We start from the raw sequence: 17,744 nt of genomic DNA on the forward strand, positions 1-17,744 counted from the left end.
CGCGGTATCACTGGAACTACCGAGGTGCCTGTATCGCAGGCAAGCCAGCTCCCACACGGGTTGGCTTCAGACAAAGGGTGTTGCCGAACATGATTGCAGCCCCACCAGATCAGAGTGAGATTGGATGTGAGCAAGAGAGCCTATAACTTCTGTGCCGGTCCCGCGGCGCTTCCTGAAGCAGTCCTGCAGCGTGCGCAGGGTGAACTCCTCGACTGGCATGGAAAAGGCCTCTCCGTGATGGAAATGAGCCATCGCAGCGATGAGTTCGTGTCCATCGCCACCAAGGCCGAGCAGGACTTGCGCGACTTGCTGGACATCCCCTCCGACTACAAAGTGTTGTTCCTGCAAGGCGGCGCGAGCCAGCAGTTCGCTCAGATCCCACTGAACCTGTTGCCCGAAGAGGGCACTGCCGACTATATCGACACCGGTATCTGGGGTCAGAAAGCCATTGAAGAGGCCTCGCGCTACGGTCACGTCAATGTGGCCGGTACCGCCAAGCCCTACGACTACTTCGCCATTCCAGGTCAGAACGAGTGGAAGCTGACGAAGGACGCGGCCTACGTTCACTACGTCGCGAACGAAACCATCGGTGGCCTGGAATTTGATTGGGTGCCTGAAGTCGGTGACGTTCCGCTGGTGTGCGACATGTCCTCGGACATCCTCTCGCGCCCGATCGACGTGTCCAAATACGGCATGATCTACGCCGGTGCGCAAAAGAACATCGGCCCCAGCGGCATCCTGGTCAATATCATCCGCGAAGACCTGCTCGGTCGCGCCCGTTCGCTGTGCCCGACCATGCTCAACTACAAGGTCGCGGCCGATAACGGCTCGATGTACAACACCCCGCCGGCGTTTGCCTGGTACCTGTCCGGCCTGGTCTTCGAATGGCTCAAGGAGCAGGGTGGTGTGGCTGCTATGGGCAAGCGCAACGAAGAGAAGAAGCGCACCCTGTACGACTTCATCGACGCCAGCGGCCTGTACAGCAACCCGATCAACCTTACCGACCGCTCGTGGATGAACGTGCCGTTCCGCCTGGCCGATGATCGCCTGGACAAGCCGTTCCTGGCCGGCGCCGACGAGCGTGGCTTGCTGAACCTCAAGGGCCACCGCTCGGTCGGTGGTATGCGCGCCTCCATTTATAACGCTGTCGACATCCACGCCATCAACGCGCTGGTTGCCTACATGGCAGAGTTCGAAAAGGAACACGGCTAATGTCTGAGCAAGAACTCAAAGCCCTGCGCGTACGCATTGACAGCCTGGACGAGAAAGTCCTGGAGCTGATCAGTGAGCGCGCGCGCTGCGCCCAGGAAGTGGCTCGGGTGAAAATGGCGTCCCTGGCGGAAGGCGAAGTGCCGGTGTTCTACCGGCCTGAGCGCGAAGCCCAGGTGCTAAAGCGCGTGATGGAGCGCAACAAGGGGCCGCTGGGCAATGAGGAGATGGCGCGGTTGTTCCGTGAAATCATGTCTTCGTGCCTTGCCCTTGAGCAGCCGCTGAAAGTGGCCTACCTGGGCCCCGAAGGCACTTTCACCCAGGCGGCGGCCATGAAGCACTTCGGCCACGCGGTGATCAGCAAGCCGATGGCGGCCATCGACGAAGTGTTCCGCGAAGTGGCGGCCGGCGCGGTGAATTTTGGCGTGGTGCCGGTGGAAAACTCCACTGAAGGCGCGGTCAACCACACGCTGGACAGCTTCCTCGAGCACGACATGGTGATCTGTGGCGAAGTCGAGTTGCGTATTCACCACCACCTGCTGGTGGGCGAGAACACCAAGACCGACAGCATCAGCCGTATCTACTCTCACGCTCAGTCCCTGGCCCAGTGCCGCAAGTGGCTGGACGCCCATTACCCGAATGTCGAGCGCGTGGCGGTGTCCAGCAACGCCGAAGCGGCCAAGCGGGTCAAGGGTGAGTGGAACTCGGCGGCGATTGCTGGCGATATGGCTGCGGGCCTCTACGGGCTGACACGCTTGGCCGAGAAAATCGAGGACCGCCCGGACAACTCCACGCGCTTCTTGATGATCGGCAGCCAGGAAGTGCCGCCAACCGGCGACGACAAGACTTCGATCATCGTTTCCATGAGCAACAAGCCCGGCGCGTTGCATGAGCTGCTGGTGCCATTCCACGACAACGGGATTGACCTGACGCGCATCGAGACTCGTCCTTCGCGCAGCGGTAAATGGACCTACGTGTTCTTTATCGACTTCATCGGCCACCACCGCGACCCGCTGGTCAAGGGCGTGCTGGAGAAGATCAGTCAGGAAGCCGTGGCACTCAAAGTGCTGGGCTCCTACCCGAAAGCGGTTTTGTGAGGCTTTGACATGAGTGGCAACTTCCTCGCCCTGGCTCAGCCGGGCGTGCAACAACTCTCGCCTTACGTTCCAGGCAAGCCTGTGGACGAACTGGCCCGTGAGTTGAGTCTGGACCCGTCCAGGATCGTCAAGCTGGCGAGTAACGAAAACCCGCTGGGTCCGAGCCCCAAAGTATTGGCGGCGATTCGGGAGGAGCTTGCCGAGCTGACCCGTTATCCCGACGGCAATGGCTTTGCCCTCAAGTCCCTGCTGGCAGAAAAATGCCGGGTCGAGCTCAATCAGGTGACCCTGGGCAATGGATCCAACGACATTCTTGAACTGGTCGGGCGTGCCTACCTGGCGCCCGGTTTGAATGCGGTGTTCAGTGAGCATGCATTCGCGGTCTACCCGATCGTGACCCAGGCCGTAGGGGCTGATGCGCGCGTCATTCCTGCCAAGAACTGGGGCCACGACCTGCCGGCGATGCTGGCAGCGATCGATGCGCAAACCCGCGTGGTGTTTATCGCTAACCCGAACAACCCGACCGGCACCTGGTTCGATGCGCAGGCCCTGAACGAGTTCCTGCAGAACGTGCCGGAGCATGTGCTGGTTGTGCTGGACGAAGCCTACATCGAGTACGCCGAAGGCGGCGACCTGCCCGATGGCCTGGATTTCCTCGCGGCCTACCCGAACCTGCTGGTGTCGCGCACCTTCTCCAAGGCTTATGGCCTGGCGTCGTTGCGGGTTGGCTACGGCCTGTCCACAGCGGTAGTGGCCGATGTGCTGAACCGCGTACGCCAACCGTTCAACGTCAACAGCCTGGCCCTGGCGGCTGCGTGTGCGGCGGTGAAGGATGCCCAATACCTGGAAGAAGGGCGCCGCCTTAACGAAAGCGGCATGTTGCAGTTGCAGGACGGCTTTCGCGAGTTGGGCCTGGGCTGGATTCCGTCCAAGGGCAACTTCATCTGCGTCGACCTCGGCCAAGAGGCTGCACCGGTATTTCAGGGCTTGTTGCGCGAAGGCGTGATCGTGCGTCCGGTGGCCAACTACGGTATGCCGAACCACCTGCGTATCACCATTGGTTTGCCGGCCGAGAACAGCCGCTTCCTGGAGGCGTTGGCCAAGGTTCTGGCCCGTGGTTGATGTCACTGCATTGCAACCTGCTGTGCCTATGATCGGTCGCCTGGTGGTGGTCGGCCTGGGGTTGATCGGTGGTTCGTTCGCCAAGGGCCTGCGGGACAGCGGGCTGTGTGGCGAAGTAGTCGGCGTGGACCTTGACCCGCAATCGCGCAAGCTGGCGGTGGAGTTGGGTGTCGTGGATCGCTGTGAAGCGGACCTGGCAATCGCTTGCCAGGGCGCGGACGTGATCCAGCTTGCGGTGCCGATCCTGGCCATGGAGAAATTGCTCGCCGTATTGGCTGGCATGGACTTGGGGCAGGCGATCCTCACGGACGTCGGCAGCGCCAAAGGCAATGTGGTGCGCGCGGCACAATTGGCGTTTGGCGCTATGCCGCCGCGCTTTGTGCCGGGCCATCCGATTGCCGGTTCCGAGCAGAGCGGGGTGGAAGCGTCCAATGCGCAGTTGTTCCGTCGGCATAAGGTGATCCTGACGCCGCTGGCGCAGACTGATCCGGCGGCGTTGGCCGTGGTGGATCGGCTCTGGCGCGAGCTGGGCGCGGATGTGGAGCATATGCAGGTCGAGCGCCACGATGAAGTGTTGGCCGCGACCAGCCATCTTCCCCATCTGCTTGCATTCGGCTTGGTGGATTCGTTGGCCAAGCGCAACGAAAACCTCGAGATTTTCCGTTACGCCGCCGGTGGTTTTCGCGATTTCACGCGGATTGCCGGCAGTGACCCGGTGATGTGGCATGACATCTTTCTCGCCAATCGCGAAGCGGTGTTGCGCACCCTGGACACGTTCCGCAGTGACCTCGACGCCTTGCGCGATGCGGTGGATGCGGGTGATGGCCATCAGTTACTGGGTGTGTTCACCCGGGCGCGGATGGCGCGAGAGCATTTCAGCAAGATCCTGGCGCGCCGGGCCTATATGGAAACTGCAGTGAACGCCGATGAGCTGACTTTTATCGCCAATCCGGGTGGCCGCTTGAGCGGATGCATTCGGGTGCCAGGTGACAAGTCGATCTCCCATCGATCGATCATGCTGGGTTCATTGGCTGACGGCGTAACGGAGGTCGACGGTTTCCTTGAAGGCGAAGATGCCCTGGCGACCTTGCAGGCGTTTCGCGACATGGGCGTGGTGATCGAGGGCCCGCACCATGGGCGAGTGACTATTCATGGGGTTGGCCTGCACGGCTTGAAGGCAGCGCCAGGACCGATCTACCTCGGTAACTCCGGTACATCAATGCGCCTGTTGGCGGGTCTGCTTGCGGCGCAAAGCTTCGATAGCGTCCTGACCGGTGATGCATCGCTGTCCAGGCGCCCGATGAGTCGCGTGGCCAAGCCGCTGCGGGAAATGGGCGCGGTGATCGAGACCGGTCCTGAAGGGCGTCCGCCGCTGACCATTCGTGGTGGGCAGACGCTCAAGGGCCTGACTTACGCGTTGCCGATGGCCAGTGCGCAGGTTAAATCCTGCCTGTTGCTGGCTGGTCTGTATGCACAAGGTAAAACCGCAGTCACCGAGCCTGCGCCGACCCGCGATCATACCGAGCGCATGTTGCGTGGCTTTGGTTATCCGGTGGCGGTGGAGGGCGCGACGGCGTCGGTGGAGTCAGGTCATCGGTTGACGGCTGCCCACATTGAAGTGCCTGGGGATATTTCGTCTGCGGCGTTTTTTCTGGTGGCGGCCTCGATTGCCCAGGGTTCGGAGTTGCTGCTTGAGCATGTCGGCGTCAATCCTACCCGCACCGGCGTGATCGATATCCTGCGGCTGATGGGGGCTGATATCAGCCTTGAAAATCCGCGTGAGGTAGGTGGCGAGCCTGTTGCGGACTTGCGTGTCCGGGCAGCTGTCTTGAAGGGTATCGAGATTCCAGCGGCGTTGGTGCCGTTGGCGATCGATGAGTTTCCCGTATTGTTTGTCGCCGCTGCCTGCGCCGAGGGGCGCACCGTATTACGCGGTGCCGAGGAGCTGCGGCTCAAGGAGTCGGACCGTATCCAGGTTATGGCCGACGGTCTGCTGGCCCTGGGTGTGAAGTGCCAACCCACGCCTGATGGGATTATCATTGACGGTGGCCCGATAGGCGGTGGCGAAGTGCATGCCCATGGCGATCACCGCATTGCCATGGCGTTCAGCGTGGCCTCCCTGCAGGCAGCGGCGCCGATTCGTATTCGTGACTGCGCCAATGTTGCTACGTCTTTTCCGAACTTTCTTACACTGTGTGCCCACGTCGGCATTCGTGTTGCCCAAGAGGCTCAATTGTGAATATCAAAGCACCGGTGATTACCATCGACGGGCCAAGCGGCTCGGGCAAAGGCACCATCGCCGGCATCCTGGCCAAGCGCCTGGGCTGGTGCCTGCTCGATTCCGGCGCGCTGTACCGCCTGTTGGCATTCGCGGCGCGCAACCATGGTGTCGATCTGACCAACGAAGAGTTGCTGACGAAAATTGCCGCCCATCTGGACGTGCAGTTCATCGCGGCGACCGACGGTCAACTGCAGCGCATCATTCTGGAAGGCGACGAAGTCAGTGATGTGATTCGTACCGAGAGCATCGGTGCCGGCGCCTCCCAAGTGGCTGCTTTGCCGGCGGTTCGTGAGGCTTTACTGCAGCGCCAGCGTGCGTTCCAGGAGCCGCCGGGCCTGGTGGCCGACGGCCGTGACATGGGCACGGTGGTGTTTCCCGAGGCGCCGTTGAAGATATTCCTCACTGCAAGCGCCGAGGAGCGAGCGCGCCGCCGCTACTTGCAGTTGAAGGGCAAAGTCGAAGGTGTTAGTCTGTCGAGTCTGCTAGATGAGATCCGTGCACGCGATGAGCGTGATACCCAGCGCGCGGTAGCCCCGCTCAAGCCGGCGGCTGACGCCATACAGCTGGATTCCACGGAGTTGTCCATCGAGCAGGTGCTGGAACGCATCATGAGTGAAATCGCCATTCGCGATATCGCCGGGTGATCAAGAAGGCCGCAGGGGACCAGTCATAGTCCTGCGGTGGCTTCTTTTAACTGAAACTGACCCACACCGTCTGGGGTGTGGAGATGGGCGTATTCTTCGCCCTTATCAACAGGAATTAAAATGAGCGAAAGCTTTGCGGAACTCTTTGAAGAAAGCCTAAAAACCCTGAACCTTCAGGCAGGCTCCATCATCACCGGTGTTATCGTTGATATCGATTACCAAGCTCGCTGGGTAACCGTTCACGCTGGTCTGAAGTCTGAAGCTCTGATCCCGCTGGAACAGTTCTACAACGATGCTGGTGACCTGACTATCAATGTCGGTGACGAAGTTCACGTTGCTCTGGACTCGGTTGAAGACGGTTTCGGTGAAACCAAGCTGTCCCGTGAAAAAGCCAAGCGCGCTGAATGCTGGATTGTTCTCGAAGCAGCCTTCGCAGCTGAAGAAGTGGTCAAGGGCGTTATCAACGGTAAGGTTAAAGGCGGCTTCACTGTCGACGTTAACGGCATCCGTGCGTTCCTGCCAGGTTCTTTGGTCGACGTTCGTCCAGTGCGCGACACCACGCACCTGGAAGGCAAAGAACTCGAATTCAAAGTCATCAAGCTCGACCAGAAGCGCAACAACGTTGTCGTTTCCCGTCGCAGCGTGCTGGAAGCAGAGAACTCCGCCGAGCGTGAAGCTCTGCTGGAATCCCTGCAGGAAGGCCAACAAGTCAAAGGTATCGTCAAGAACCTCACCGATTACGGCGCATTCGTCGATCTGGGTGGCGTCGATGGCCTGCTGCACATTACCGACATGGCTTGGAAGCGTATCAAGCATCCTTCCGAAATCGTCAACGTTGGCGACGAGATCGATGTCAAGGTTCTGAAGTACGATCGTGAGCGTAACCGCGTTTCCCTGGGCTTGAAGCAGCTGGGCGAAGATCCATGGGTTGCTATCAAAGCTCGTTACCCAGAAAGCACCCGCGTGACCGCGCGTGTTACCAACCTGACCGACTACGGCTGCTTCGCAGAGCTGGAAGAAGGCGTGGAAGGCCTGGTACACGTTTCCGAAATGGACTGGACCAACAAGAACATCCACCCTTCGAAAGTCGTACAAGTCGGCGACGAAGTGGAAGTTATGGTTCTGGACATCGACGAAGAGCGTCGTCGTATCTCCCTGGGCATCAAGCAGTGCAAATCTAACCCATGGGAAGATTTCTCTGGCCAGTTCAACAAGGGCGATAAAATCTCCGGCACCATCAAGTCGATCACCGATTTCGGTATCTTCATTGGTCTGGACGGCGGCATCGACGGCCTGGTTCACCTGTCCGACATCTCCTGGAACGAAGTTGGCGAAGAAGCTGTTCGTCGTTTCAAGAAGGGCGACGAGCTGGACACCGTTATCCTGTCGGTTGACCCAGAGCGCGAGCGTATCTCCCTGGGTATCAAGCAACTGGAAAGCGATCCGTTCTCCGAGTACGTTCAAGAGAACGACAAAGGCGCAATCGTTAAGGGCACTGTGAAAGAAGTTGACGCTAAAGGCGCCATCATCACTCTGGCCGACGATATCGAAGCGACTCTGAAAGCCTCCGAAATCAGCCGTGACCGCGTTGAAGACGCGCGCAACGTTCTGAAAGAAGGCCAGGAAGTAGAAGCCAAGATCATCAGCGTTGATCGCAAGAGCCGCGTGATCCAACTCTCCATCAAGTCGAAAGACGAAGTGGAAGAGAAAGAAGCTATCCAGAGCTTGAAAGAGACTTCGGAAACTGCTCCTGCTGACACCACCATGGCGGCACTGCTGCGCCAGGCAATGGCCAAGCAGAACTAAGTTCTGTAAAGCTGTTGAAAAAGGGCGACTTCGGTCGCCCTTTTTTGCGTCTGAAATTTGATGAAGCAACTGCATCGAACGAAGGCGTTCAGCCCAATGTCAGAACTGACTATAGTCTTTGAAACGGCTATTTCGCGTTGCTGACTCAATAAGGGTTTGAATGAACAGGATTATCGTAATACTTGCATTGGCAGTGCTTGCCGGCTGCTCCTCCACCAGCGCCAAGACGCACGCCAAGCGAGGTGTCAGTGGCATCGAGATCGACTGTTCCGGCTTGGGTAATAAATGGGAGAAGTGCGAGAAGCGTGCTGCCCGTGAGTGCAAGATGCAGGGCTACAAAGTCATCACTCGCTCCAGTGATGCAGAGGATGAAGAGGGTGACTACCTGTTCGGCTGGAACCCGGCTGGCGCAGTTACGCGGACGATGTTGGTGATCTGTAAATGAGTAACGGTAGGGTGGCTGAAGGCGTTTATGCGGTCGGCAGATAAGTTTACACATGGGCTGTTCAAATTCATCAAGTCATGCTAAAACCTTCGAAGCGCTTTTCCTAGCTGCTTGAAAAAGAAGGGAAAAATATGACGAAGTCGGAGTTGATCGAACGAATTGTCACCCATCAAGGGCTGCTCTCATCCAAGGATGTGGAGCTGGCTATCAAGACCATGCTTGAGCAAATGTCCCAATGCCTCGCCACCGGAGACCGCATCGAAATCCGTGGCTTCGGCAGTTTCTCACTGCACTACCGCGCACCGCGCGTAGGCCGCAACCCAAAAACTGGCCAATCCGTCAGCCTCGATGGCAAATTCGTACCCCACTTCAAACCGGGCAAGGAATTGCGTGATCGGGTGAACGAAGAAGAGGAAGAAGGCGTCTGAGTGTTTTTGGGGAAGGAGAAGGGTATGCGTGGGGTTAAGCGCGTTGTTGCGGTATTGATTGCAGTGCTTGCGGCGTTGGTGGTCTTGGCATTTGTGCTGGAGAACCAGCAGGGTGTGGCGCTGTCGTTCCTGGGGTGGAGTACTGCGCAGATGCCGGTGGCGGTGTTTGTGGTGGTGGCTTTGATTGTTGGGATGTTGATTGGTCCAGTGTTGGGAGTGTTTCTGCGTAGGCGTCAGAATAAGTCGATTGCTTGATTGTCTTAGGCAGGGATTGGATAAGCGGTGATCGTGACCGCTTGTCAGAAATCTCATGCCCATCAAGGATTATGAATCGCTGCGGGTGCCTATTGGCGCAGCCCCGTAGATTGCGATAGTTCCTTGGAAAACTCAGAATCGCCCTACATACATGTCAAGACTTGTAAAATGTCTGAGAGATGGCAAAATGGAATCTGTTCTCGATAACAGGCATTTTGTGCGCTCGAAATTCGGCAGAGACGCAGGGTTTTGACGATAATCCAATTAAAATAAGAAAATACACAATCTGTTTTGCATAACGAGCCCGCAGTTTCTCTTTGAAGGCAGGTTTTTGTTGTGAGTAGTAGCTTACGCTCCGTTCTCATCCCCCAGCATAAAAAATTTGACTCGTTAGCGCTTGTAACAAGCCTCTGGCGTCAAAAAATCATTATTTTTTCAGTGGGCGCACTGATTTCTTCAGTTTTTGCGATTTATGCATTTTCGGTCACGCCAGAATACAAGGTGAGCAGTGTGCTTAGGCCTGCTGCGATTAATGAATTGGATGCGCTTAACCGCTCGGAAGTTTACGTTTTACCTCCTGGTGAAGCATTGGTAAGGGTAGGTATGGCCTTAGAGTCATACGAGATTCGCATGGGTTTTTTTAGATCCAATCAAAAGCTCTTTGAGGGGTTTGTGCGCCCTGGACGTAATCTTCAGCAGACGTTCGAAGAGTTCAATAAAAAATCTATAAGTTTGATGTTGTCCGATAAAGATAAAGCTGATTCGCTTAGTTCTTATTTGAAACTTGAGTTGACCTACCCAAAGGGAATTGATGGTGTTTCAATACTCAATGGTTTTGTAGAGTATGCAATAGCGAATGAGCGTGATCATATATCGGCCGACTTGACGGTTATTATCAATAACCGTTTAAAGGAGATCGACGGCAGGTTGGCCGCAGCCCGCTCAAACTATGACACGTGGAAAGAAGCACGAATTGCATCCCTTTCCGAGTCAGATAGAATTCGCCGAGCTCAGCTACAAGACGAGCTTCAAGGGCTGCGGACGCAGCTTCATAGCTTAAATTCGAATCGAATTGCCGAGCTTAATGAGGCCATAACAATTGCCAAGAAACTGAATATTATGATGCCTGCTTCACCTACCTCCGTGGGTGATGATGCACATTCCGGTTCTGTCAGCATGAGAACGGAAATTAACAATCAGCAGATTCCATTGTATTTCATGGGTGTCAATGCGCTTGAAGCTGAGCGCGCAGTCTTGCTACAGCGAAAGTCTAATGACTTCACTGAGCGACGGATCTCTCAAATTGCCAAAGAATTAAAGTTGTTGGAGTCCAATAGAGAGATTGAGGTGTTGAAGAGTCGCGTGAAGGATGAATTGTTTCTGACAGATGTGCAGCCATTACGCGCAGAGAAAGCACGATTGCTGAGTGTGAATAAGGATATGAGTAATCTTAAGCTGGTGGCCATTGATAAAGAAGCACTAGAGCCAACTTCCCCGATAAGCCCGAATCGTCCCTTGCTGATAATCGGTGGATTACTGCTTGGTCTTGTTGTTGGGTTTGCAATCGCTTTCTTCCGGATAATAAAGCACGCATTGCGCGAGCCGGATCTTTAGCAAGTTCTTCAATTATACAATATAGGATGGGTTTCGATCGCGGGGGCAAGCGTAAAAATCGCGACCCTTTATCCTAGAGGCAAATTGCCATCTGTTGTAGTGTTGGTTTTCTTAGCCTTGACCCAGCAGAAGATCCTAGATAGAAGCCTCGATTGCAGTGTAAAATTGTTTTTACTCGCTGTCGGGCCTATGGCTTGCTCTAGTGGTCCCCTTCATCTAATCGGTACCTGAGAATGGCTCGATTGGCAACCGGCGCATGCTTCAACTGAGCGTATTCTGAGGTCGATATGAAAACTAATAAGCGTTACGCCTTCCTGGCCGTGCTGGCAGCCAGCGTACTCGTGACCTTGGGTGACACTAGGAATATTATTGGTTCGCTTAACTACTGGTTGCTGTGGGGTGGAGTACTAGTATTTGGGATTTATGGTAGCGGCGGCAGAGTGAAGTTGTCGCCAGAAGTAAGCTCTATTACCCTCGGTTTTACGTTGATGACACTAGCTTTTATGATCTCCGGAGTAATTAATTCGGATATCTATACCGCTTATCAAGGTGTCAAATTCATAGCTATTTATATATTGTTTCTCGTGATATATAGCTGTTCGGGTTTGCTGGAGTTGAACGACTTTTATAAGATTGCTTCGATTTCGATTGTGGTGAGTCTTGTTGTATTTATGCTGTCGAAATTCTTTTTTACCGACCTCTATATTCAATTGGGTGACGGTCGGCAAGGCAGTGAATTTGCCTACCCAGGGGTGATGTGGAAAGTGTGTGCTTTCTTTGCGCCCTACATTATTGCAATGTTACTCACGACGCGTATTAAAAATGCACTTTTTGCTGGCCTTATTTTAATGGCGTCGGTGTATATATTGTTGGCGGACTCCAGTCGCACCGGTTTTCTATGGTTTGCGATCGTTGTATGTTCCTTTTTTCTTTTGCGCTTTTTGATTTTCCCTATCAGGACGCTACTGGTCGCAATACTGTGCTTGATCGCAGGGGTTTGTGTGCTGCTCTCTTCAAATATTGACCTGACGAATCATGATTCATTGTTGGTCTTGAATCGTTTGTTTGAGGGCGATCCAGTCAGGTCGGCGATGATACAGGATGGAATATCAAACGTCCAAAAGTGCTTTCCATTCGGGTGCGGATTCGGCAGTTCATTTAGCGTGGTGGATGGGGAAAATATTGTTATCCATAATGTGTATTTGGGCATGCTGGGTGATGTGGGTGTACTGGGTGAGTTGGCACTTTTATTTTTAATGCTAATGCCGTTTGTGTTTTTCTTGTTGTCGCTGGTGGACGGTTCTGATTTAAATAACAATATATTCTTTAAGTTTGCCGCAGTGTTGGGCGTTCTTTGTTATATTTTTATTATGCTCTTTCACCCGCTAAGTACTGAGATGTCAGAGTGGGGCTATTGGATTCTGATGGTGTCCTGGCTGTCTCGTATTTACAAGTATGACAATGCCGGAGTGGTGAATATTATGTATGACAAGCAGATAGGGCGATAACGTGTTTACCGTATTTAAAAATATGAGCCTGCTTTTTGTTGTACAGCTCTTTGGTTATTTGGTGCCTATTCTGGAGATTCCGGTACTGGCGCGCTCATTGGGTGTACAGGAATACGGCAAGGTCGTACTGGTCCAATCAATTGCTTTACTGTCTTCACTCGTTGTTGAATACGGCTTTTCGTTGAGTGCTGCCAGACAAGTCTCTTTGGCGAAGACTGATGTGACGGTACTGTCTAGGGTCTTTGGTGAGGTGCTGTCCGCGAAGCTGATAATTTCATCGGTTATAAGCATCGCGGCACTGTGTTTTTATATGTTTATCAATTCACAGACCTTCGAGCTTGAAGTAATAGGCTTGGGTTTTCTGTACTTTATAGCTTTTGGGTTTAGCCCGTTTTGGTTTTTTCAAGGGCTTGAGAAAATTGCGCTTGTGGTCTTTTTAGAAGTAGGTCTGCGGGTCGCAAGCCTTATATGCTTATTTGTTTTTGTTCACGACCCAGGTGACGCATTGGTGGCGTTATCGATTTTAGCCACATTTGCATTGGCAAATACATTGCTAGGAAATTATTTGTGCTACCGAAATGGATGCCGCGTTCGGTTCAGCTTGTCAGGTGGATGGCTTCAGATTTGCAAAGGGTTTCACGTTTTCATCTATAAGAGCTCAAACAATATTCTGCTTAGCGCTGGGCCTGCTCTTGTAGGACTGCTCTGCGGAAAAATCGCCGTTTCAGGATATGTCCCAGCTGAAAAAATCATAAGAGGATTTGTGGGTTTTATAAATCCAGTCCTAATTGGGTTTTTTCCGTATTTGAATAGACAGTATCTTTCCTCTGCAAAATCAGCATCAAGGCTCTCCTGGATCATTGTCGGGTTGATGTTCTTGCTGGGGTGCGTAAGTGCATTTTCCATTTCCGTAGCTGGTGGGTTCCTGATAAACAAACTATTGGGGGCTGATTTCGAGCAGGCGACGACGACCTTGCAGATTTTTGTATGGATAATCCCCTTTAGAATGACTAATCAAGCATTGGGTTTGTGCATGCTTATACCTCGCGGTATGGACAAAGTTGCGAGCTCTGCAATGCTTTTGTTCTCGGTAGTGTCGATACTTCTGGCAAGTCTGTTGTCGATTAACTATTACGTCAATGGTATCGTGCTTGGGTTTATTTTGGCGGAAGTCATGTTGTGCGTGACGTTTCTTGTATTGTCTTACCGATATAAGCCGGTCACTTATCTTGAGGGGCGCACTGAGTGATAACAATTTTAACAGCGACATATAATCGTTACAGTACTCTCCCTAGGCTACTCAAGAGCTTGCTTGAACAAAGCTCAAAAGAGTTTGAGTGGGTGCTGATAGACGACGGCAGCTCAGATGAAACTCAGAATTTCATTGAAGAGTTAAAAAAGAAAGACCTAGGCTTCACGCTGACAGCGGTGCGACAAAGTAATGCTGGAAAGCACGCAGCTATCAATAGCGGGGTAGCAGCTGCGAAAACAAACTGGATCTTTATAGTCGACAGCGATGATGCACTGGTGCCTGACGCCGTTGAAACGATAACTACCTCAATCGCCACGGCGACTGATAAGACAGTGGGCTTGTGCTATCGAAAGGCGTATTTCAGCGGTGAGCTGCTTGGTAATGACTTAAGCACGGTCGAGCAGAGCTTTATCTCGACGCCGACGGAAGCAGGCAAGTTATTCAAGGGTGACTTGGCTTACATATTTAGAACTGACGTGATGTCAGCTTTTCCGTTTCCCATATTCAAGAACGAAAAATTTGTTCCGGAATTATATATCTGGAATAAATTGGGGGATGCGGGCGATATCATCTTTTTTACACGAAAAATAATTTACCTCTGCGATTACCTGGAAGATGGATACAGTCGTAACTTTTCACGCCATTTAAGAGCTAATCCCAAAGGGTTCTTTACTTATTACTGGTCGCAATTTTTGCGTGAAAAAACAGTATATTATAAGTTGAAGAATTTAATCAGGTCCGTGCAGTGCATTTTGTATATGCTTCTAGGGCGGCCTCGATGAATATATTATATTTTATCACTGGGTTGGGTATGGGTGGGGCCGAGAAGCAAGTCGTAAATCTGGCTGACCGGATGAGCGCACGAGGACATAACGTCGTGATTGCTTATTTGACGGGCGACGCGGATGTGCTTCCAGAGGAGCCCGATGTAACGGTGGTGGCTCTAAACGGCAATAAAACCATCTTCGCGATGGTGCGTGCAATTAGTAATCTGGTCAAATTAATCAAGCGATTTGAGCCGGATGTATTGCACAGCCACATGGTACATGCGAATTTAATAGCCAGAATGGTTCGTTCAGTTGTAAGAATTCCCAAGCTGATTTGTACGGCACATAGTTCAAATGAAGGAGGTAAGCTGAAAATGCTGGCTTACCGTCTGACTGATTTTTTGGCGGATCTCACAACGAATGTAAGTCAGGAAGCGGTTGATATACTTATTGCGAAAGGCGCTTCGCCTGTCGGGCGTATGGTATTTGTACCCAACGGTATAGATACGGAGCGTTTTGTATTTGATGAGTCGGTGCGAAATCAAGTTCGTGCCAGAGAGTCTGTAGATCCTTCTATTAAAGTTCTCTTGGCAGTCGGCCGTCTGGTTGAAGCCAAAAACTATCCCTGTCTATTAGATGCATTCACGCTGGTTTCACAAGACCACGACAATGTACGTCTGTGGATAGTAGGCGACGGCCCCTTGGCTGCTGATCTTGCGCTATATGCTAACAAAGCCAACCTGAGCGAAAAGATAAGTTTTTTCGGGCGGCGCGACGACGTTCCGTCATTCTACAGTGCTGCGGATATCTATATTTTGTCTTCTGCATGGGAAGGCTTTGGGCTAGTTGTCGCTGAAGCGATGTCGTGCGAAACGTTAGTGGTTGCCACAGACTGCGGAGGGGTGAAGGAGGTGCTGGGGGATAGCGGCTATCTTGTTGAACCATTCAATCCTGAGGCGCTACGTCAAGCTATCAACTCGGCACTTGATCTACTTCCAGAGCAAAAAAAGTCACTCGTCACTTCGGCAAGATCAAGAGTACTTGATAACTTTTCCATGGAGTCTGTGATTTGTAGGTGGGAGGAGTTATATGCCCAGCCCAAGGCCTGAGGATCTTGGTTGTCAGCAATCCTCGAGCGGTTTTTAGTGTGATCATCTCGATGAGAAATAGCCAATCTCTGGACCCGGTAAGTTGGGCTTGGGCAAGTTATTTGAAAAGGTGCGTAGTGTGAAAATTGTTTATGTCATAACTCGTTCGGATGTTATAGGTGGCGCCAGCGTGCATCTCCTTGATTTGGCTTTGGGCTCATCTAAAGCAGGTCATAGCGTTGATATCCTCGTGGGTGGCGAGGGCGTCTTTAACTCTCGAGCGCGGGATCTGGGGCTGTCGTGCTATTCATTGAAATATCTCGTTCGTGAAATCAGTCCTGGAAAGGATATTCGCGCCTTCTTTGAATTGAGAGCGATGCTTTCCAAGCTAAAACCCGATCTCGTCCACTTGCACTCCTCCAAGGCTGGCATCCTCGGCAGGCTGGCCGCTAAGAGTCTTGGTTTACCAGCGATCTTTACGGCACATGGTTGGGCTTTTACGGAGGGCGTGTCTGAGAAGCGTCGTTTCGTGTACCGTAATATTGAGAGGGTAATGGCTCGTTTCTCAGACCAGATCCTTACGGTTTCCGAGTTTGACAGGCAACTTGCCTTGAAGGCCAAAGTGGGCGATGAAGATACTGTTCTGACCATCCACAATGGTATGCCCGAGGTCTGTTCCAATCGCGTCGGCTTTACCGAGTCTGATCAAATACGCTTGATCATGGTTGCAAGGTTCGAAGTACCCAAAAACCAAAAATTCCTATTGGAAGCGCTTGCAAAAGTGGAAGCCAAAAACTGGGAGCTTGAATTGGTGGGCGACGGCCCTTCACTTGCGAACGCCCGGAAATTGGCAGCACAGCTGGGAATTGGCGAGAAGGTGGTGTTTTCCGGGGCTTGTGATGACGTTCCGATCAGGCTTTCACGATCTGACATTTTCGTCTTGATTTCTGACTGGGAAGGACTGCCGCTGACTATATTGGAAGCTATGCGCAGTGGGCTTGCAGTCATCGCCTCTAACGTCGGAGGGGTGTCCGAGCTGGTTGCGAATGGTGATAACGGTTTCGTGGTAGAGCGTGGGGATCAGCAAGGGCTGATCGACGCATTGACGCAATTGATTAAATCCGCTGAGCTTCGAAAAAAACAAGGCATTTCAGGCCAATACAGATATCGCACAAATTTTACTTTCGATATTATGTTGGATAAAATTCTGAAAATTTACCAGAAAGTGTTAGACAGGACTAAATGAAAATCCTTATTACTGGTGCGAATGGCTTTATTGGGCGGGCGTTATCCGGGCACCTCGTCAGTTTAGCCAAATACTCAGTTGTCGGCTCTTCCCGCAGGCCCTCTACTGATGTGCCATCTGATATCCAGATGTTTTCGACCGGTGAGGTAGACGGTAATACTGACTGGGATCGTGCCCTGCAAGGCGTTGATACCGTTATCCATCTGGCCGCGCGCGCGCATGTGTTGAATGCGGGGAGCGAAGATCCAGTTACGGAGTTTGAACGAATAAATGTCGAAGGTGCCGTTAATTTAGCAAAGCAATCGATAAAAGCAGGTGTCCGTCGGTTTATATTCATTAGCTCTATTGGCGTAAATGGTGCGGAGACGGATAAGTGTGGTTTTACTGAGAGCGATGAGCCCCGGCCGCATGCAGAATATGCCCGCTCGAAATTAAAAGCAGAGCAAAAGCTAGCAGAGTTACTTGCTGCAGAGGCGATGGAGTTGACAGTTATCCGGCCTCCTTTAGTGTATGCCGCTGAAGCGCCAGGTAATTTTAATCGTCTCCTGAAGCTGATAGCGTCTGGATTGCCGTTACCCTTCGCCGCCGTGAAAAACAAGCGCAGCATGATAGCGCTGGATAATCTGGTGGATTTCGTTGAGCTGTGTATTGAGCACCCTTTGGCTGCAAACGAACTATTTTTAATTTCTGACGGAGATGATTTTTCCATTGGCGAAATTATCAAACTTCTCGCCTCGGGCATGGAGCGAAAAGAAAAATTGTTCAGCCTTCCTGACACTGTAATACGTTCGGTCGCCAGCGCACTCGGGAAGCGATCGTTATATACGCAGTTGTGTAGGTCATTGGTTGTGGATGCTGCCAAAGCTCAAACATTATTGAATTGGGTTCCTGCGGAAGAAGCCAGTAATGCTTTGGTCGAAACAGGCCGAAAGTTCCGTTTATTAAAGTGATTCACTTCGAAATTATTGCAGGTAGGGATAGG

Annotated in this window: 16 protein-coding genes; all 16 read left to right on the forward strand. The window is 52.6% G+C overall.

All coding sequences use genetic code 11. The features are described 5' to 3' along the window. The first annotated feature begins 126 nt into the window (after positions 1-126). A complete protein-coding gene (gene serC, locus LJX92_RS08150; RefSeq protein ID WP_228309555.1) occupies positions 127-1,212 on the forward strand; it encodes a 3-phosphoserine/phosphohydroxythreonine transaminase in 1,086 nt (361 codons plus the stop codon). Then, positions 1,212-2,306 carry a prephenate dehydratase gene (pheA, locus tag LJX92_RS08155; protein ID WP_003172650.1) on the forward strand — a complete coding sequence of 365 codons (1,095 nt, stop codon included), beginning with the start codon at positions 1,212-1,214 and terminating at the stop codon, positions 2,304-2,306. Before serC ends, pheA begins: the two co-directional genes overlap by 1 nt. A 9-nt stretch (positions 2,307-2,315) precedes the next feature. Continuing rightward, positions 2,316-3,428 carry a histidinol-phosphate transaminase gene (gene hisC / locus LJX92_RS08160; RefSeq protein WP_228309556.1) on the forward strand — a complete coding sequence of 371 codons (1,113 nt, stop codon included), beginning with the start codon at positions 2,316-2,318 and terminating at the stop codon, positions 3,426-3,428. A 28-nt stretch (positions 3,429-3,456) separates the two neighbouring features. Further along, a complete protein-coding gene (locus LJX92_RS08165; protein ID WP_248134484.1) occupies positions 3,457-5,667 on the forward strand; it encodes a bifunctional prephenate dehydrogenase/3-phosphoshikimate 1-carboxyvinyltransferase in 2,211 nt (736 codons plus the stop codon). Further along, entirely contained in the window at positions 5,664-6,353 is a 690-nt protein-coding gene (gene cmk / locus LJX92_RS08170) for a (d)CMP kinase (RefSeq protein WP_103733571.1), read from the forward strand. Before LJX92_RS08165 ends, cmk begins: the two co-directional genes overlap by 4 nt. A gap of 120 nt (positions 6,354-6,473) precedes the next feature. Next, positions 6,474-8,159, forward strand: coding sequence for a 30S ribosomal protein S1 (gene rpsA, locus LJX92_RS08175; RefSeq protein ID WP_228309557.1), 1,686 nt, complete (start codon positions 6,474-6,476; stop codon positions 8,157-8,159). A 160-nt stretch (positions 8,160-8,319) separates the two neighbouring features. Continuing rightward, on the forward strand, positions 8,320-8,604 hold the full coding sequence (locus LJX92_RS08180; protein ID WP_032877175.1) for a lipoprotein: 285 nt from the start codon (positions 8,320-8,322) through the stop codon (positions 8,602-8,604). Positions 8,605-8,735: 131 nt separating this feature from the next. Continuing rightward, complete coding sequence (ihfB, locus tag LJX92_RS08185) at positions 8,736-9,032, forward strand: integration host factor subunit beta (RefSeq protein WP_003189779.1); 297 nt, start codon at positions 8,736-8,738, stop codon at positions 9,030-9,032. Positions 9,033-9,056: 24 nt separating this feature from the next. Then, the gene (locus LJX92_RS08190) at positions 9,057-9,287 is read left to right on the forward strand and encodes a LapA family protein (protein WP_078820664.1); all 231 of its coding nucleotides are present in this window, start codon (positions 9,057-9,059) and stop codon (positions 9,285-9,287) included. 336 nt (positions 9,288-9,623) lie between these two features. Then, entirely contained in the window at positions 9,624-10,901 is a 1,278-nt protein-coding gene (locus LJX92_RS08195; RefSeq protein WP_103733573.1) for a chain-length determining protein, read from the forward strand. Between the two features lie 287 nt (positions 10,902-11,188). Continuing rightward, positions 11,189-12,409 (forward strand): hypothetical protein, encoded by a 1,221-nt coding sequence (locus LJX92_RS08200; protein ID WP_228309559.1) that lies wholly within the window; start codon positions 11,189-11,191, stop codon positions 12,407-12,409. A gap of 1 nt (position 12,410) precedes the next feature. Continuing rightward, positions 12,411-13,658 (forward strand): oligosaccharide flippase family protein, encoded by a 1,248-nt coding sequence (locus LJX92_RS08205; protein WP_223018559.1) that lies wholly within the window; start codon positions 12,411-12,413, stop codon positions 13,656-13,658. A gap of 59 nt (positions 13,659-13,717) precedes the next feature. Further along, positions 13,718-14,443 carry a glycosyltransferase family 2 protein gene (locus tag LJX92_RS08210; protein ID WP_248134150.1) on the forward strand — a complete coding sequence of 242 codons (726 nt, stop codon included), beginning with the start codon at positions 13,718-13,720 and terminating at the stop codon, positions 14,441-14,443. Further along, positions 14,440-15,537: a glycosyltransferase gene (locus LJX92_RS08215; protein WP_228309560.1), complete on the forward strand. Its 1,098-nt coding sequence runs from the start codon at positions 14,440-14,442 to the stop codon at positions 15,535-15,537. Before LJX92_RS08210 ends, LJX92_RS08215 begins: the two co-directional genes overlap by 4 nt. Before the next feature lie 88 nt (positions 15,538-15,625). Beyond that, complete coding sequence (locus LJX92_RS08220) at positions 15,626-16,762, forward strand: glycosyltransferase family 4 protein (RefSeq protein WP_228309562.1); 1,137 nt, start codon at positions 15,626-15,628, stop codon at positions 16,760-16,762. Further along, positions 16,759-17,712, forward strand: a complete 954-nt coding sequence (locus tag LJX92_RS08225; RefSeq protein ID WP_228309564.1) for an NAD-dependent epimerase/dehydratase family protein — start codon at positions 16,759-16,761, stop codon at positions 17,710-17,712. Before LJX92_RS08220 ends, LJX92_RS08225 begins: the two co-directional genes overlap by 4 nt. Positions 17,713-17,744 lie beyond the last annotated feature (32 nt).

The organism is Pseudomonas sp. HN8-3, assembly GCF_020790195.1.
Lineage (GTDB): Bacteria > Pseudomonadota > Gammaproteobacteria > Pseudomonadales > Pseudomonadaceae > Aquipseudomonas > Aquipseudomonas synxantha_A.

Bases quoted from the DNA above. Each gene is read 5' to 3' on its own strand.
- pheA (WP_003172650.1), top strand. From the start codon at position 1,212: ATGTCTGAGCAAGAACTCAAAGCCCTGCGCGTACGCATTGACAGCCTG.
- hisC (WP_228309556.1), top strand. From the start codon at position 2,316: ATGAGTGGCAACTTCCTCGCCCTGGCTCAGCCGGGCGTGCAACAACTC.
- LJX92_RS08165 (WP_248134484.1), top strand. From the start codon at position 3,457: ATGATCGGTCGCCTGGTGGTGGTCGGCCTGGGGTTGATCGGTGGTTCG.
- rpsA (WP_228309557.1), top strand. From the start codon at position 6,474: ATGAGCGAAAGCTTTGCGGAACTCTTTGAAGAAAGCCTAAAAACCCTG.
- LJX92_RS08180 (WP_032877175.1), top strand. From the start codon at position 8,320: ATGAACAGGATTATCGTAATACTTGCATTGGCAGTGCTTGCCGGCTGC.
- ihfB (WP_003189779.1), top strand. From the start codon at position 8,736: ATGACGAAGTCGGAGTTGATCGAACGAATTGTCACCCATCAAGGGCTG.
- LJX92_RS08190 (WP_078820664.1), top strand. From the start codon at position 9,057: ATGCGTGGGGTTAAGCGCGTTGTTGCGGTATTGATTGCAGTGCTTGCG.
- LJX92_RS08200 (WP_228309559.1), top strand. From the start codon at position 11,189: ATGAAAACTAATAAGCGTTACGCCTTCCTGGCCGTGCTGGCAGCCAGC.
- LJX92_RS08215 (WP_228309560.1), top strand. From the start codon at position 14,440: ATGAATATATTATATTTTATCACTGGGTTGGGTATGGGTGGGGCCGAG.
- LJX92_RS08225 (WP_228309564.1), top strand. From the start codon at position 16,759: ATGAAAATCCTTATTACTGGTGCGAATGGCTTTATTGGGCGGGCGTTA.